Below are 16,160 nucleotides of genomic sequence, written 5' to 3' on the forward strand. Positions count from 1 at the left end.
CCAGAATAGAAAACGAGGTGAATATGGGGTTTGAAAAGATAGAAAAAAGTGTACCAACTAAAAAGCTGATACACTTATTTTCTTGTTGTAACCCTGACCTATATAGAGATACAGGTATAGAGCAGTGTAACCCATAGGGTTTCTTTTACGATTGGAAAATATGATATCACTTTTTAGAAATTTTTACAAGTGTTTCTAAAAAAAGTTTGAAACACATTGATATGTCTTGTTATTCCTTTAGTTCTTGCTTTAATTCATCTAAAGGATAGTTCATTTCATTTGCTAATAACTCTAAATCCTCTTTATAATTTTCACAATGTTTTTTTATAGAATATGAGATATAAACATCTAGATTTATTTTAGCCTTTTTATTGTCAAAATAATCTAATATTTTTGATAATGTATAAAGGTCGCTTTGCCCCAAACCTATACGATACTGAGCAGGTGTTATCTCTACTTTATTGTGAAAGGTGTTGTTATAGCGTATCTTATAGATAGTTGACTTAAAATTAAATATTCTTCCGCTATGAGCAGCTCTATTTCTGAAACTATTTACAACATCAAGAGTATCTTTAAAAAGGGATCTCAAATTGTCTGTTACATCTGAAATATCAATGCCGTAGCAAATTGAAATAACTTTATCCTTTTGAGGGCCTTTCAGGAGTTTGAAGATATATTTTAGGTTTCCGAAGGTGCTTTCCTTTAATAAAATCCAAGGCGGAATATGGCCGTGGTTAGTTCTATAATGATTTAAAGGCTCTATATTTCTGTTCTCAAGATGAAATAATTTGTTAAGAAGTATAGCTCGTTCATTAGTTGGCTGGCTGTCGCTCCAAATAGTATCTCCTTGTCGAAAATTTTTATAATATAAATACTGACGTTGTTCTACACCGAAGTCCTCAGCAAGTGTATAAGCTATGGCGGTTCTGAGTGATAATTCTATCTCTAGTGAAGCTTGAATAACACCATTTCGAATACTTTTATCGAGTTCATATAGAGCAGTCAAGTGTTCAAAAGTAGCACCTGGCTTATACTGTTCTCTCGTACTACTGTCTTCTAACAAGAACATTTTGTATCCATTTACTACTTCGTAGTAACCGTAGTTCATCAATACTCTTTTTGCTTTGTCTTCATCTAGAAAAAGTAGATTTCTAGATTTTAAGATATCTATTTGTTTTGTTTCGTCTGCAAAAGGTTTCATCAATTCCTCTTTCTACAACGCAAAAGGGCCTCACAAAGTGAAGCCCTTTTGGTGTGATGCTAAGCGCATCTATTCATCGATTACGTTAATTATAAGGGCTTTTTTATATCTTGTCAAGTATTTTAGTTAAAAAATTTTTAAAATTTCCGATAGAATCCATTCCCCTTTTAGGGTTAGTAGTTTGGTTTATATAATCTTCTCAAATACCATTGTAGCCTGGATACGGTCACCACCGCCTAGTCCTTTGCTTCCACCATTGGCGGTTGTGATTGTATGCAGGCGATAACCTTTTGAAGCTTGTTTATTGATAACATCTTCTAATTCTGTAAGGTTTCCTGATCCAGTACCGAAAAACTTTTCTTTTAAAGTTACCTGAAGGACAACATAGTGTAGTCCATTTACTCCAGATGCGGTAGAAAAACTACCTTCTTGTTTTACAGTATCAAAAAATCCCATGGGGGTTACTCCTTTTCGTTGTCTCTCTCAGATAGTTTTTGAACTAAATCAAAAGCTATTTTTTTATCATAGTCATTTAAAGAAATATAGTTGATTAAAATATCTGCAAAATTCGTCCCCATTTCTATATCATTAACTATTAACTTTTCGATAGTTAGCATGTAGCTTTGATTAAAATCAGCTAAACCTTTGCCAAAATTCTCGTATTTTTTTGGATTGTTTATATGTTCTTCAACGTTTTCATATGCTGATTGAACCTTTTTTAGCAAATCATAATTTGGTTTAATGTTATTTAATTCATTCATATCAAGATTTTCGAAAAAATCTTGTAATTTAGTAGTCATCTCTTCAGGAGATATTTCATCATGGCCTAAAAGAGTTGCAACACTAACCCCAAAGTAATCTGCTAAACTCTCCCATACTTTATTGTTTCTTGGTTTTCGAGTTCCATTTTCATAATACATTAATTGACTATCAGAAACGGTAATATTGTATTTTTCTTTTAAAATTCTTCTAAGTTTATTCAAAGATAAATTTTCTTTTTCTCTAAATTCTTTGAGCTTTATTTCCACAGCGTATAACCTACTTTAATTGTTTTAAGTTGATTATATCATAGCAAAGAATTTTTTTCTATAAAAATTCTCAAAAAAAGAATAAAACCACTTGACACTCTCAAAAAAAGAGTATATACTTAAATTATTCTCAAAATGAGAATAAAACATAGAAAGGAGAGAGAAAAAATGATTATTACACAATCGCAAGCGAAAGCGTTACGAAGAAAAAAAGCCGATTTACAATTAAAAAATTATGAGTTAGCTTTTGAAATTGGAGTTTCACCTAAAACAGTTCCTAAAATTCTGAAAGGTGATTATAAAGCTCCTAAAAGAATTTATGCTAGCGTAATGGAATGGCTTGCTAAAGATTACTAGAAAGGAGCATAAGACAGAATCAAGAATATTTCTGCTTGCTACCTATGGCAGTATCAAGGGTTTGTAGGGGTTCATTCTCTCCTAATTTTTCCCTACCTCAATGATTTACCTTGGTACTGTTTTAGGTGGCAAGCACTATCTACAAGAAGAAAGGAGCGAACCAATGGAACTGGTTTATATGGACGGTAAGAAAGAACCGTATACGCTGAGCAGTATCGTTGCAGAGTGTACAGGATTGCAACATCATACAATAACCAAGACGATCCGCAAACATCAAGAAAGGTTTGAACGGTTCGGAAAGGTCGGATTTAAAATCCAAGCTATGGAAAGTGGCCAGAATACCAAGGACTATATTTTGAATGAGCAACAAGCGACCTTGTTAGTTACATTTTTAAAAAATACCGAGCAAGTGGCCAACTTCAAAACAAACCTAGTCAAAGCATTCTTTGAGATGCGTGACGAACTTTCTAAACGCTACCTTCAAAGAGAACTGGAAAAGCCGAAGCGTAAAAGTTTAACTGAAGCTATTCAAACATGGGAGAAAGCCCCCAAGCATGCCTATAGTACACTTACAAACTTACTACTAAAGGGAGTGACAGGGAAGCATAAAGCGCAACTCATGAAGGAGCGAGAAAGTAAGAACGGTATCGATGGCTTGACAAGTGTAGAACTGATAAGCTATCAGCGCTTGGAAGATATGGCAATAGCTATGATCAACTTGAATAGGGGGTATTCAGAAATTAAGGAATTAATTTTTAAAGCATAGGAGTATAGAAAATGGAAAATGAATTTAAGACAGTTACAAATGCCAAAGGGTTAGAAATTCCTAAGTATTCCAATGATTTTAAAAAGCTAGTTGAGAAAGACAGATCACTAGCCGAATATATTTGTATGAACTACGAGAACTTGGACAGTGAAGACCTGGGCGCATTTCTTGAAACAGTAGAACAGGGAATCAGTTGGATTCTAGATCTTATCGAAAGTAAAGACTTGCTTTATAAACCAAAGTCAGGTAGTAATCATGCAAAAAGAAAATAAAAAAATCACTTGCTCAAATTTTAGACGAGGCGAGCAAGCGACAAGATTAAGGATATAGAAATTTTTTCTATGCTCTGATTATAGCAAAAAATATCTATTCTATCAAATACCTAAAAAAACCGAAGAGCAGGCAAGCAATTAGAAAAGGTTTTGAAAATCAAGTGCTGACAGGGTGATTCTAAGACCTTGTTTAGCTGAAAGATGGGTAATTACTCACGAAACACCGCTACAAGCGTTCGCCAACTTGGGGCAATCGCCCAGCGTTTGGAGTGGTGAAGCATACCATATAGAAAACAGGCAAGAAAAAGGACAAGGAAAGGCTAATGGAGAAAAATATGACTCTAGATCTAGATAACATGACACAATCAGAATTTGACAACCGAATTACTGAAATCAAGGATAGAAATCCGAACCTCTTTCAGTTCATCATTGACTTTTTAGATGATAAAGTAACTCCAGAAGAGGTGTACGACTTTCTGAAGATGGAGCGAAGCTATCAAGTAAATTATATCAAGAATTACAAAGCGAGGGCATAGCATGAATGAACTAGAATTAAGCAATACGCAGTCTATTGTCTTTACTTTGCTACTGCTTGGCCTACTACTTTATCTAAACCGCCGAGACCGCAAAAAAAGCGCCCAAATCGAGCGAGAAAGTACACAGACGATAGAAACAACTAGCGAGGATTTAAGCCCTGATTATGGGCGATATATTCAGCTTGCAGCGGTTAAGCCATGGGGGTACTAATATGTTTGAAAAAATGATTGAAGATTTAAAGTCTAAGATTTTGGAAGCAGTGGAACGGTATTTAAAAAGCCATGAGAAAGTACCTCAAAAAAGATTAGATTTGATCAGTAAGGTGGAACTAAAGGAAGAACTGGGCATAGGAGATAAAACCTTGATAAAATGGGAAGGTGCAGGACTACCGCAGTATATACCGCCTATTGAAGATACTAGAAAAGCGTATTATAAAATCTCAGACGTTTTAAAGTTTTTGGGGGTAGATGATGGCAAAGACTAAAATATATTTTTGGTTAAAAGTTGATAAGAAGTTTTTTGATAATCTTTTTATTAAACGACTTAAAAATATGCCTGGTGGCTACACTATGACAGTGATTTATATCCGTCTTATGTTGGAAAGTTTAGAAGATGATTGTATTTTGTACTATGAGGGGTATTTTGATAATTTGGTACAGGAGCTAGCCTTAAAATTGGATGTGTCCGAGGATGATATAAATATGACAGTTGCATATTTTACAAAATGCGGACTGATTCAGATAGACGATGATGGCCATGCTACATTATCGCAAGCAAAAGCCATGGTTGAGAGTGAAACAAACTGGGCGAAATATAAGCGAGACCAAAGAAAAAATAGTCAAGATATACCAAAATTGGAGAATGTCCAAAATAAAAAGACTATTTCCAACTCATGTCCAACAGATATAGAGATAGATAAAGAGTCAGATAAAGAGTTATATAAAGAATATATATTGTCAGGTAAACCTGACTTTACTTTCCCAAATTGGTTAACTCCGAGAATGATTGAGGAAATAACTAAAGGACATCCTGAGAAGTATTTAATAAGAATCCCTCTAGCTTATCTGAATCATACAGTTGGGAAAAATTATAAATATTTGGACAAAAACTTGAAGCCGATAATGGCACGATTCAAAGAAGGCTATACACTTGAAGATTTTAAACAGGTGATAGATATTAAAACGGCAGAATGGAAGGATAGTCCTGAGTTTTCTAAATATCTGAGACCAGAAACACTTTTCGGAACTAAGTTTGACGGTTATTTGAATCAAAAGCCTAAAACCATAAAAGGGAAGTCCGAAGGCAACTTTCCAGATCTACCATTTTAGGAGTTGCAAAGATGAAGGAACAATTTAAAGAATTTAATAACAGAAAAATATCGGATAAAGTTTGCGATATTCACCAGGTAAATTATTGGGAAATTTCTGTACCAGTGTTAGGGAGTTCAGAAAGAAAAGTACAAGCATTTTGCCCGGAGTGTGTAAAGGGAGAGATTAAACAAAAAGAACAAGACCTATTACAGCAGTTCGAGGACAGACAGGCTTACTTTAAAACTTATGATGTCTTAATGCGTGATAGTACGATCCCTAACGAGTTGAAAGGAGCAACGTTTGATAATTTCTTTGTTAAGACGACAGAAGAGCGTCAGATGTTAGAGTTTGTAAAGGGGCAAGTCCAGAAGTACCTTGCAGGTATGACGGGAAATACTTTAATCAGTGGTAGCACAGGAATAGGAAAAAGTCATTTATCTCTTGCCTTGGCTAAAGAAATCAATGAGAGTTTTAGGGAGAAGCACGAGCCTAAGAGTGTCTTGTTTGTCAGCTTAACCGAGATTATCAAGCAGATAAAAGAAGGCTGGGCTTATGGAAGAAATGCAAACTTAACAGAGTATGAGGCGGTTAAAAAGCTTGTTGATGTAGATTTTCTAATCATCGATGACCTGGGGGCAAAAAATGGGACGGTAACACCTAAGAGTGACTGGGAACAGGATTTCTTGTTTGATATTATCAACAATCGAGAAACTACGATTTTCAACACGAACCTAGATAGTAGCGAACTGCGGACTGTTTACAATGCTAGAAATTCAAGTAGAATTTTGAAAGGTTTAGAAGGGAACACTTTCAAGGCTTTTACGATCAAAGACAAGAGATACACTATAAACACAGTGAGGGGAGAATTTCAATGAATGATGATAAAATGCGATTTGCAACAGAAAAAGGCTTTGTTGTCTACGAAAAATGTGGTATAATAGAGATAGAAAAAGTTCCAAGGTTTGGAGAGATAACTTTATTCTACTCAGATGGGAAATTTACCCATCTAGTCAAAAAAGAAACTAAAAAATAGGTCTATTGAGAACAACTCAGGGACATACCGTAAGCATATAATGCTAGTGGTATGTCCCTTTTTGTTTGCATAGAAAGGGGGTGAGGAAGATGTCAGGAGATACTTCTTTAGGGTATGTAGTAGCCAATAAGTTTTCTATGGATCCAGATAAAAGACAGAAAATCTTTTCTCAGTGTAAAAAAGAAGATGATAGCTTAGAACAACGGAAACAAGAAATACTAGAAAAATATGCTAACAAACAAGACAAATCAAAATCTAGAAAAGATGATTCTAAAGGCTCGGAGAGTTCTAAAAGAAAAGCTAAAAGCAAAGAATTTTAGAAAAAATTATAAACAAAAATCAGATATTAAAAGATGAAGGAGCAAAAAAATGACAACTAACTTAGCTAAACAAAAAGAAAATCTAGAAGCTTATATCCGAAGTACGGGTTATAACACTAGAGGGATGAACGTAGAAAATAATCATGTACTCATTGAAAAACCAATCCTTGATAGTTACGAAAATGAACATCAACGTAAAGAACTGGTTGATCTAGTAAATGTTATTGAGACTCGTACCCGTGGTGGGAAGTATGAAGTAACTGACTTTGAATCTGATTCATTACAAGAAGTTAGCGAAAATTCGGTTGAGAGAACAGAAGCAGATAAAAAGAAAACTATCAGCGTTGATTACTTAGTTAAATTATTCAGTGGAAAACTTGATTTTTCACAGGAACAATTAGACGATGGTCAATATAATTTAACGGATTTTCTTGGTAAGAAGATTATTAAATTAAAACGTAGAACACGAAATAAAGAGATTGGGAAAATTCTCCAAACTGCGAAAGTGCAGACTGCTACAAGTATCGACGACTTGAAATCTATTGTTTCTTTAATCAATCCAGAGCGCAATGTATCTATGGTTGTTAGTCAATCACTATTTAGTGTCTTAGAAAAAATGAAAGACACTTCAGGAAATTATCTTCTTAAGGTTGATAAAGAGACAGGGACAAGTGAAACATTCTTTGTAGATAACTTTTTAATTGTAGATGATACAACATTAGGGAATAAAGGTGATAAAAAAGGCTTTATCGGAGATCTAGAAAACTTTGTTACTTTGTTTGATCGAAAGAAAGATACACTTAGTTGGGTGAATGCGAATGACTATTTTGGGAAACGGTTGATTTTACATACCCGATTTGATGTAAAAAAAATTGAAGAAGATTGTGGTTACTTTATTCAATGGAACTAGGAGAAAGAAATGGATATTAATCAAGTATTTGAAACACTGGATGATCTAGATAATAAAAAAAGTAAGATTAATTCAGCACGAGAACAGTTAAGCGAAAAAAGGAAGAGTCTTTTAGGCAATCAAACAGTTTCATTTGAGAATATAGATAATTTTTTATCTAACAACTTAGAGTCTTTGGAACAGCTTGAAAAGATGGAAAAAGCTATTAATTCTCTTCAGGAAAAATATAATAGTGATTTTTCAGAAGCTAAAGCAGTCATCTTTGAATACATTTTTAAAGAAACTAAGCAACGGATGGAAACTAAGAAGATCTATAAACAATACCGAAAGAAACTTAGACGAATTCTGGACGCATATGATGAAATTCAAGAACTAAAGAAGGATGTAGAAGAAATCCATACAGGTGTAGTCAGGGAAATAAGTCAGAAACATTCTCTATCGACGTATCGAACAGAAGTAAGTCCGCTTACTGTCCTACCATTCTTAAACCCTGATATTAGCGGGTGGATGGATTTTTCTAAGGAATATCGGGACATCAAAGTGTATTTAGAAAAATAGGGAACAAATTAAGTAAGGCTAGTGATATATGGCTGAAACAGAAGAGATATCGCTAGTCCTACTTTTATGCTTTACTAAATTTCACATAACAAAGTAAGCATAAACTGAAAAGAAGTAATAGCTTGAAAGCAAGGTATATCAGGGGGTTACAGAATGGAGTGAGTTTCACAGAATGTAAGATATGAGAAACTGAGGGGATAAACTAAAGAAATTTCCCTTGAACTTGTCATACCGAAGAGTTGTCAAACTTAAAACAATGATACCTGGTAAGTGGAGTGTTGGAAGGCTTTTAGCGCTTTTTGTCAGTTTGACAGAATTTACAATTTGACAAATTGCAAGATAAAAAAATTTTTAAATTTAAGTGGAGGTACTTGCCTATGTACGAGTTGAGTAACAGAGACCTGGACGGGATAGATATTGAGTTAGGGCGATATAGAACGCTTGCTAATAAAATTTATTTGAGAAGACAGGAACTGATACATAATAAGAAACATAGCACTGAAGATTATACTGGTGGGAAAGGAAAGACAGTATCTAGTCCTACTGAAGCGACAATCATTAGAATTGAAGAAGACCAAACACTAAGATATTTAGAAGGTTTCAAACTAGTTGTAGATACCTTGATGGAAAACTTAATTGAAAGTGATCTAGTAATTTTTAAAATGAGATATTTAGAAGCTGGTGCGACTTGGGAAGACGTGGCAGAGAAACTAAATAAAACTACTCGTTATATAAATAGCCGTAGAAAGGTAATCGCTAAAAGATTTATAGAACTGAAAGGATATTGACACTCCCCCCCCCACTTTGTAAAGCATTTTCGTTGATTTTAGGTACCGGGAGCGGTAACTTTTTCCAAGTCGGAAGCTGTCAACCAAAAAGGGGGTAAAAAGTTGATATTTAAAAAAAATAGAAGGAGTTTTTAGAAAATGGATTTAGCAGCACAATTAGCAAATATTTTAGCAGAATATTGCGAAGAGGTTAATGAAGAAGTTGATAAAATTGCGGAGCAAGTCGCTAAAGAAACAGTTAAAGAATTAAAGGAAACTAGCCCTAAAAGAACAGGTAAATATTCAAAAGGATGGCGTAAGAAAAGAGTGAGAAATGGAGTTTGGGTCGTATATAGTTTTAAATACGGATCTCTTACTCATTTACTTGAATTTGGACATATTAAACGAAATGGGGGGAGGACTAAGGCGTACCCTCATTTAAGACCTGCAGAACTGAATGCGATTCAAAAATTTACAGAAAGGATTAAGAACATTTCAAAGTAAACTATAATTGAATAGTATTAAGTATACTAATTAAGTGAGCGAACCAACACATCGTTATTTAAGTCCTTAGATTTATTTCTGAGGGCTTTTTATCCTTGCTTCTCATATTGCTATTTGATAAAATAAAAGTGCGAGAGGCTTTCGCCCTATCCTCTATGCTTTTATCTTTTTCTTTTGCGGGATTCGGGTTATATATAAGTTTGAGAGGATATGCTATAATATTAGCAGGTAATAAAAAAAGCACGTTTGACCGTGCTAGTTTCTTGCCTGCTGAACTCGTCAATATTACGCCCATTTTAGGGCTCTTTTTTGTGCACTTTTTTAGGAACTTTCAAGAAAAACTAAGGCGATTTAATGCCTAATTGTTTTTGAAGAAAGTCAGTATTTCCAAGGGCTTAGCCCTAAAAATTTGACTTATAGAGTGTTAAATGATAGTATAGTCAAAGATAGTCAAGGTTCAAAGAAGGAGTTTGATTTACTATGAGATTTAAAAATACATCAGATCATATCGAAGCCTATATCAAGGCTATTTTAGACCAATCTGGTATCGTGGAATTGCAACGGAGCCAGTTAGCAGATACCTTCCAGGTTGTACCGAGTCAGATCAACTATGTCATCAAGACCCGCTTTACGGAAAGCAGAGGTTACTTGGTTGAGAGCAAGCGTGGTGGTGGAGGCTACATTCGAATAGGCCGGATTGAGTTTTCCAATCATCATGAGATGCTCCGCGATTTGCTTTACTCGGTTGGTGAGCGAGTTAGTCAGGAGATCTATGAGGATATTCTCCAGCTTTTGGTGGAGCAGGACTTGATGACCAAACAGGAGATGACCTTGCTGACTTCAGTAGCAACAGATCGTGTCCTAGGGGAAGAATCCTCAGTTGTCCGTGCCAATATGCTCCGACAGCTATTACAAGAGGTAGATAGAAAAGAGAAGTAAGATGAACTATTCAAAAGCATTGAATGAATGTATCGAAAGTGCCTACATGGTTGCTGGCCATTTTGGAGCTCGTTATCTAGAGTCTTGGCATTTATTGATTGCCATGTCCAATCACAGTTATAGTGTGGCAGGTACAACTCTAAATGATTATCCATACGAGATGGACCGTTTAGAAGAGGTTGCGTTGGAACTGACTGAAACGGACTATAGCCAAGACGAAACCTTTACGGAATTGCCCTTTTCCCATCGTTTGGAAGTTCTCTTTGCAGAAGCAGAGTATGTGGCCTCAGTGGTCCACGCAAAGGTGCTAGGGACAGAGCATGTTCTCTATGCGATCTTGCATGATGGTAATGCCTTGGCAACTCGCATCTTGGAGAGAGCAGGCTTTTCTTATGAAGACCAGAAAGATCAGGTCAGAATTGCTGCTCTTCGTCGCAACCTAGAAGAGCGTGCTGGCTGGACTCGTGAAGACCTCAAGGCTTTGCGTCAACGCCATCGCACAGTATCTGACAAGCAAAATTCCATGGCCAATATGATGGGCATGCCTCAAGCTCAAAGTGGTGGTCTAGAGGACTACACGCATGACCTGACGGAGCAAGCGCGTTCTGGCAAGTTAGAGCCAGTTATCGGTCGAGACAAGGAAATCTCACGTATGATTCAAATCTTGAGCCGGAAGACCAAGAACAATCCGGTCTTGGTTGGAGATGCGGGTGTCGGGAAAACAGCTTTAGCACTTGGGCTTGCCCAGCGTATTGCTAGTGGGGACGTACCAGCTGAAATGGCCAAGATGCGCGTTTTGGAGCTTGATTTGATGAATGTCGTTGCAGGGACACGTTTCCGTGGAGATTTTGAAGAGCGCATGAACAATATCATCAAGGACATCGAGGAAGACGGCAAAGTGATCCTCTTTATCGATGAACTCCACACCATCATTGGTTCTGGGAGTGGTATTGACTCGACTCTAGATGCGGCCAATATCTTGAAGCCAGCCTTGGCTCGTGGAACTTTGAGAACGGTTGGTGCCACCACTCAGGAAGAATACCAGAAACACATCGAAAAAGATGCTGCCCTTTCTCGTCGGTTTGCCAAAGTGACGATTGAAGAGCCAAGTCTAGCTGACAGTATGACCATTTTGCAAGGTTTGAAGGCCACCTATGAGAAACACCACCGTGTGCAAATCACAGATGAAGCTGTTGAAACAGCTGTTAAGATGGCGCATCGTTACTTGACCAGTCGTCACTTGCCAGACTCTGCTATCGACCTCTTAGATGAGGCGGCAGCAACAGTGCAAAACAAATCCAAGCATGTGAAAGCAGACGAATCCGACTTGACTCCAGCTGACAAGGCCCTGATGGATGGCAAGTGGGAACAAGCTGCCCAGCTAATCGCAAAAGAAGAGGAAGTTCCTGTCTATAAAGACTTGGTAACAGAATCTGATATTTTGACCACCTTGAGTCGCTTGTCGGGTATCCCAGTCCAAAAACTGACTCAAACGGATGCCAAGAAATACCTGAATTTGGAGGCTGAACTACACAAACGTGTCATTGGCCAAGATCAAGCTGTTTCAAGTATTAGCCGTGCCATTCGCCGCAATCAGTCAGGTATTCGTAGTCACAAGCGTCCGATTGGTTCCTTTATGTTCCTAGGGCCGACAGGAGTCGGTAAGACCGAATTGGCAAAGGCTCTGGCAGAAGTCCTCTTTGATGACGAATCAGCCCTTATCCGCTTTGATATGAGTGAGTATATGGAGAAATTTGCGGCTAGCCGTCTCAATGGAGCACCTCCTGGCTATGTGGGCTACGAGGAAGGTGGGGAGTTGACTGAGAAGGTTCGCAACAAACCTTACTCAGTGCTTCTCTTTGACGAGGTAGAAAAGGCCCATCCAGACATCTTTAATGTCCTCTTGCAGGTTTTGGACGACGGTGTCTTGACAGATAGCAAGGGGCGCAAGGTTGATTTTTCAAATACCATTATCATCATGACGTCAAACCTTGGTGCGACGGCTCTTCGTGATGACAAGACTGTTGGCTTTGGCGCGAAAGACATTCGTTTTGACCAGGAAAATATGGAAAAACGCATCTTCGAAGAGTTGAAAAAAACTTATCGACCAGAGTTTATCAACCGTATTGATGAAAAGGTGGTCTTCCATAGCTTAGATAGCAAACACATGCAAGAAATTGTTAAGATCATGGTGAAACCATTGATTGCTAGCCTGGCAGAGAAAGGTATCGACTTGAAACTGCAAGCTTCGGCACTGAAGTTGCTAGCTAGTCACGGTTACAATCCAGAAATGGGAGCTCGCCCACTTCGCAGAACCCTGCAAACAGAAGTGGAAGACAAGTTGGCAGAACTTCTTCTCAAGGGAGAATTGGTGGCAGGTAAGACACTTAAGATTGGTGTCAAAGCTGGACAATTGAAATTTGATATTGCTTAAAAATAGAGAATCAGGATTCCTCCTGATTCTTTTTTGCTACCTTTTTATAAAAAATGATAAAAAACTATTGACAAAACAAAAATATAGTGTATAATAAAAACATAGAAAATAAAAATATCAAAAACTATAAAAAGATAAAACGTTTATGAAAAAGAAAACAGCAGTGGTATTTGGGACCTTTGCCCCTCTCCATCAAGGGCATATCGATCTGATCCAGCGAGCGAAGCGTCAGTGTGACCAGGTCTGGGTAGTCGTGTCAGGCTATGAGGGAGACCGAGGTGAGCAGGTAGGTTTAAGTCTTCAAAAACGATTTCGCTATATCCGAGAGGCTTTTCGTGATGACGAATTGACCTCTGTCTGCAAGCTGGATGAGACCAACCTTCCCCGTTACCCTTTGGGCTGGCAGGAGTGGTTGGACCAGATGTTTGCGGAGATTTCCTATGATGAAAACCAGCAAGGACTGACTTTCTTTGTAGGAGAAGAAGAATACCAACAGGAGCTAGCTAAACGTGGATTTGGCACTGTCTTGCAAGAAAGAAAGTTTGGTATCTCAGCGACTATGATTAGAGAAAATCCAAGCAAATATTGGAAATACATCGCTCAACCCTTCCGTCGTCAGTTTACCCAGAAAGTCTTGATTATGGGAAGTGCTAGCAATGGGAAGACCACTCTGGCCAAGGATTTGGCAAGGTATTACGATGCACCCGTTAGTCTGGAATACGCGCGTGAGTACCAGATCAAAAACAATGTCCGCGACGATGAATTGACTCCAAAGGATTATTATTATCTCCTGTTGGGACAGTATGACCAGACCTCCAAGTTAATCGACAGCAATGCCAATCGAGGCCTAGTGATAGCCGATACCAACTCCTTGGTAACCAAGGGCTACTATGACTATTACATGGAGACTGAGGATCAAGGGGACTTATCAGGAGAGACCTTTGACAATCTCTTTGTTTCAATCTTGGCTAAGGAAAAATGGGACTTGATTCTCTTCGTGCAACCTGTCGGTTCCTATGTCAATGACGGATTTAGAGATATGACCATGGCAGAAGACCACATTCGCTACAGTTTTTCCCAGCATTTGGACCAGATGAGGGAGCGATACTTAACGACTATTCCTTTAGTTTATCTAGCAGAGGATTATCTAGGCAATTATGAAGCAGCAAAAGTGGCTATTGATGCCATTTACCAAGCAGATTAGGAGAAAAATATGAAAAAACTAACTAAAAAAATCACACAATTTATCGAAAACTTTAAAAATGTCCATGCTGAAGCCCGCAAGATCGGTTTTGCAGGGATCATGCACCTGCTCTGGAAAGATCTCTTTGTCGGCCGTAGCCTTTTCCAGTGGTTGTATCTCATCGCCCTGTCAAGTGTCCCCTTGATCTTGGAGTTTACACAAAATACGGAAAGCCATGACTGGCTTAGCTTATTTGCATCCTGGACTGGGATTGTCTGTGTTATTTTGGTAGCAGAAGGTCGTGCAAGCAATTATCTCTTTGGGGCTATTAACTCGGCTATCTATTTGATTTTGGCCATGAATGCGACTTTTTATGGCGAAGTCTTGACGACCGTTTACTTCTTTGTCATGCAGCCGATTGGTCTCTATGCTTGGTTGTCCAATCGTATCAATGACCAAGGAAAACCAGAAGAATCTCACTTTGAAGCTAAGAAATTATCTGTTCTTGACTGGCTCAAGTACTTGGTCTTGACTGCCATTATCTGGATTGGCATGGGCTTGGCTTATCAAAGTATCAATAGTGCTCGACCTTTCCGTGATAGTGTAACCGATGCGACCAATGGTGTTGGTCAGCTCTTGATGACACGTCTTTACCGCGAGCAATGGATTTTCTGGATTGCAACCAATCTCTTTAGTATCTACCTCTGGTGGGGTGAAAATATCCACATCCAAGGGATGTACTGGGTTTACACGCTCAATAGTCTAGTGGGATGGTACCAATGGACCAAGGCAGTTCGAAAGGAGGTTTAAAATGGTAGATACGAAGATTCCAACAGGGATGACGGAAAAAGAATATTTTGAAATCCATGCCAGTCAGGAGGAGTTTTTGGATTGGTACTACAGACAGGAACTCCCTCAATATGAAAAACCAAGTGTGACAGTAGATATGGTAGCCTACTGCTTTGTTGAAGGAAAGATCAAACTCTTGCTGATCCGTCGCAAGGCTCACCCTTATCAAAACTGTTTGGCTCTGGTTGGAGGCTTTATGGATAAGGGAGAGGATGCTGCGCATGCCTGTCAACGCGAAGTGAGAGAAGAAGTCAATCTCGATCTACCTTTGGAAAAAATCGAGCAATTGATGACCGTATCGACTCCTGGTCGTGATCCACGTGGCTGGACGGTGACCATTGCCCACTTGGTGTACCTACCTAGTCGTGCCTTAGATCTCGTTCAGGCTGGAGATGATGCTAAGGATGTGGTTTTTGTAGATGTCGATTTTCAGACGGGCAAGTGCTTCCTAGAGGGAGTAGAGTTGGAGGAGAGAGCCTTCGCCTTTGACCATTATGCCATAATCCAAGAATCCATCAAACGAATCCAAGGCCGTCTCGATTGGAATCCGACCTTCCTTTATCTGCTGGAGGAAGAGTTCACTGTTTACGAAGGAACTGAACTGGTCAATCTCATCAACCCAGGTCGCCCAATCGTTAGCAATAACTTTCTCGTAAAATATGGCGAATATGTAGAAGAAGTCGGACTCAAACGAGTGCCCAAAAAGAAACCAAGAAAAACCTATCGATTGAAATAAAAAACGAGGCCGGGAACTTTTCCCGACCTTTTTATTTATCATCATTTTTTATGAATGGCTATCTTTCTTAGGATTACTCAACATGTGAGTAAAGAAGTCTTTATATCGATACTTGAGATAGTTCTCGTGCAAAAATAACAAAGCGATATAAACAATCAAAAAGATTGCAGTCAGATAGAAGACATCAAATGCAGTTCGCGCATAGTAAGTGGCTGATTGATAAGAGCCAATAGCTCCCAAAATCAACCAAGGAAGATACTTGTAATACTTATTTAGCATAAGAGTGCACCTCTTATATTCTATTTCAATGTTATTATATTCCTTTATCTAATGCAATGCAAGCGATTACACAAAGATGATGTAAAAAATAGGACTCTTATCTAAAAAATTTTCTATTTTTTTGTTTCAATTACGAATAGAGATAGTAGAGAGAAATTTTTTAAAATAGTTTCTCTA

At 37.9% G+C, this 16,160-nt stretch carries 23 protein-coding genes; 19 read left to right on the top strand and 4 right to left on the bottom strand.

The features are described from left to right. Window positions 1-229 precede the first annotated feature (229 nt). The 3 genes from BWR56_RS00260 to BWR56_RS00270 all read right to left on the bottom strand — a co-directional run bounded on the left by BWR56_RS00260 (window position 230) and on the right by BWR56_RS00270 (window position 2,229). Window positions 230-1,201, bottom strand: coding sequence for an Abi family protein (locus BWR56_RS00260; RefSeq protein ID WP_049540312.1), 972 nt, complete (start codon window positions 1,199-1,201; stop codon window positions 230-232). 186 nt (window positions 1,202-1,387) lie between these two features. After that, window positions 1,388-1,657: a DUF4177 domain-containing protein gene (locus BWR56_RS00265; RefSeq protein WP_004261908.1), complete on the bottom strand. Its 270-nt coding sequence runs from the start codon at window positions 1,655-1,657 to the stop codon at window positions 1,388-1,390. Window positions 1,658-1,662: 5 nt separating this feature from the next. Next, entirely contained in the window at window positions 1,663-2,229 is a 567-nt protein-coding gene (locus tag BWR56_RS00270; RefSeq protein WP_049490564.1) for a helix-turn-helix domain-containing protein, read from the bottom strand. Window positions 2,230-2,397: 168 nt separating this feature from the next. Between BWR56_RS00270 and BWR56_RS00275 the strand changes: the two genes are divergently transcribed. The 19 genes from BWR56_RS00275 (at window position 2,398) to BWR56_RS00370 (ending at window position 15,704) form a co-directional block, all read left to right on the top strand. Continuing rightward, window positions 2,398-2,586 (top strand): hypothetical protein, encoded by a 189-nt coding sequence (locus tag BWR56_RS00275; protein WP_049490562.1) that lies wholly within the window; start codon window positions 2,398-2,400, stop codon window positions 2,584-2,586. A gap of 163 nt (window positions 2,587-2,749) precedes the next feature. Beyond that, on the top strand, window positions 2,750-3,352 hold the full coding sequence (locus BWR56_RS00280) for a Rha family transcriptional regulator (protein ID WP_049490560.1): 603 nt from the start codon (window positions 2,750-2,752) through the stop codon (window positions 3,350-3,352). A gap of 11 nt (window positions 3,353-3,363) precedes the next feature. Beyond that, complete coding sequence (locus BWR56_RS00285) at window positions 3,364-3,624, top strand: hypothetical protein (protein ID WP_049490558.1); 261 nt, start codon at window positions 3,364-3,366, stop codon at window positions 3,622-3,624. Window positions 3,625-3,959: 335 nt separating this feature from the next. After that, window positions 3,960-4,160 (top strand): hypothetical protein, encoded by a 201-nt coding sequence (locus BWR56_RS00295; protein WP_049490570.1) that lies wholly within the window; start codon window positions 3,960-3,962, stop codon window positions 4,158-4,160. 1 nt (window position 4,161) lies between these two features. Then, on the top strand, window positions 4,162-4,371 hold the full coding sequence (locus tag BWR56_RS09955) for a hypothetical protein (protein WP_049490556.1): 210 nt from the start codon (window positions 4,162-4,164) through the stop codon (window positions 4,369-4,371). A gap of 1 nt (window position 4,372) precedes the next feature. Next, window positions 4,373-4,645 (top strand): hypothetical protein, encoded by a 273-nt coding sequence (locus BWR56_RS00305; RefSeq protein ID WP_049490554.1) that lies wholly within the window; start codon window positions 4,373-4,375, stop codon window positions 4,643-4,645. Then, entirely contained in the window at window positions 4,632-5,489 is an 858-nt protein-coding gene (locus tag BWR56_RS00310) for a conserved phage C-terminal domain-containing protein (protein WP_049490552.1), read from the top strand. The genes BWR56_RS00305 and BWR56_RS00310 overlap by 14 nt, the downstream gene beginning before the upstream one ends. A gap of 11 nt (window positions 5,490-5,500) precedes the next feature. Continuing rightward, complete coding sequence (locus BWR56_RS00315; RefSeq protein ID WP_049490551.1) at window positions 5,501-6,346, top strand: ATP-binding protein; 846 nt, start codon at window positions 5,501-5,503, stop codon at window positions 6,344-6,346. Further along, window positions 6,343-6,504 (top strand): hypothetical protein, encoded by a 162-nt coding sequence (locus tag BWR56_RS09920; protein WP_192831374.1) that lies wholly within the window; start codon window positions 6,343-6,345, stop codon window positions 6,502-6,504. Before BWR56_RS00315 ends, BWR56_RS09920 begins: the two co-directional genes overlap by 4 nt. Window positions 6,505-6,593: 89 nt before the next feature. After that, window positions 6,594-6,824 carry a hypothetical protein gene (locus BWR56_RS00320; RefSeq protein WP_049490549.1) on the top strand — a complete coding sequence of 77 codons (231 nt, stop codon included), beginning with the start codon at window positions 6,594-6,596 and terminating at the stop codon, window positions 6,822-6,824. Window positions 6,825-6,873: 49 nt separating this feature from the next. Then, a complete protein-coding gene (locus BWR56_RS00325; protein WP_076984225.1) occupies window positions 6,874-7,734 on the top strand; it encodes a phage major capsid protein in 861 nt (286 codons plus the stop codon). 9 nt (window positions 7,735-7,743) lie between these two features. Next, window positions 7,744-8,292 carry a hypothetical protein gene (locus BWR56_RS00330; RefSeq protein WP_049539442.1) on the top strand — a complete coding sequence of 183 codons (549 nt, stop codon included), beginning with the start codon at window positions 7,744-7,746 and terminating at the stop codon, window positions 8,290-8,292. Between the two features lie 377 nt (window positions 8,293-8,669). Then, window positions 8,670-9,080: a DUF722 domain-containing protein gene (locus BWR56_RS00335; RefSeq protein ID WP_076984226.1), complete on the top strand. Its 411-nt coding sequence runs from the start codon at window positions 8,670-8,672 to the stop codon at window positions 9,078-9,080. 138 nt (window positions 9,081-9,218) lie between these two features. Then, the gene (locus tag BWR56_RS00340; RefSeq protein WP_004261968.1) at window positions 9,219-9,563 is read left to right on the top strand and encodes an HK97 gp10 family phage protein; all 345 of its coding nucleotides are present in this window, start codon (window positions 9,219-9,221) and stop codon (window positions 9,561-9,563) included. A gap of 480 nt (window positions 9,564-10,043) precedes the next feature. Continuing rightward, window positions 10,044-10,502 carry a CtsR family transcriptional regulator gene (locus BWR56_RS00350; RefSeq protein ID WP_061421536.1) on the top strand — a complete coding sequence of 153 codons (459 nt, stop codon included), beginning with the start codon at window positions 10,044-10,046 and terminating at the stop codon, window positions 10,500-10,502. Window position 10,503: 1 nt separating this feature from the next. Beyond that, complete coding sequence (locus tag BWR56_RS00355; RefSeq protein WP_076984227.1) at window positions 10,504-12,936, top strand: ATP-dependent Clp protease ATP-binding subunit; 2,433 nt, start codon at window positions 10,504-10,506, stop codon at window positions 12,934-12,936. A gap of 145 nt (window positions 12,937-13,081) precedes the next feature. Next, on the top strand, window positions 13,082-14,140 hold the full coding sequence (locus BWR56_RS00360; protein ID WP_076984228.1) for an AAA family ATPase: 1,059 nt from the start codon (window positions 13,082-13,084) through the stop codon (window positions 14,138-14,140). A 9-nt stretch (window positions 14,141-14,149) separates the two neighbouring features. Then, window positions 14,150-14,929 carry a nicotinamide riboside transporter PnuC gene (pnuC, locus tag BWR56_RS00365; protein ID WP_076984229.1) on the top strand — a complete coding sequence of 260 codons (780 nt, stop codon included), beginning with the start codon at window positions 14,150-14,152 and terminating at the stop codon, window positions 14,927-14,929. Window position 14,930: 1 nt separating this feature from the next. Continuing rightward, entirely contained in the window at window positions 14,931-15,704 is a 774-nt protein-coding gene (locus BWR56_RS00370; protein WP_049504549.1) for an NUDIX domain-containing protein, read from the top strand. A gap of 48 nt (window positions 15,705-15,752) precedes the next feature. Here BWR56_RS00370 and BWR56_RS00375 read toward each other — a convergent pair whose 3' ends face one another. Further along, window positions 15,753-15,983, bottom strand: coding sequence for a hypothetical protein (locus tag BWR56_RS00375; protein WP_049504550.1), 231 nt, complete (start codon window positions 15,981-15,983; stop codon window positions 15,753-15,755). Window positions 15,984-16,160: the final 177 nt, after the last annotated feature.

The organism is Streptococcus oralis (assembly GCF_001983955.1).
In the GTDB taxonomy this organism is placed as follows: Bacteria; Bacillota; Bacilli; order Lactobacillales; family Streptococcaceae; genus Streptococcus; species Streptococcus jiangnanensis.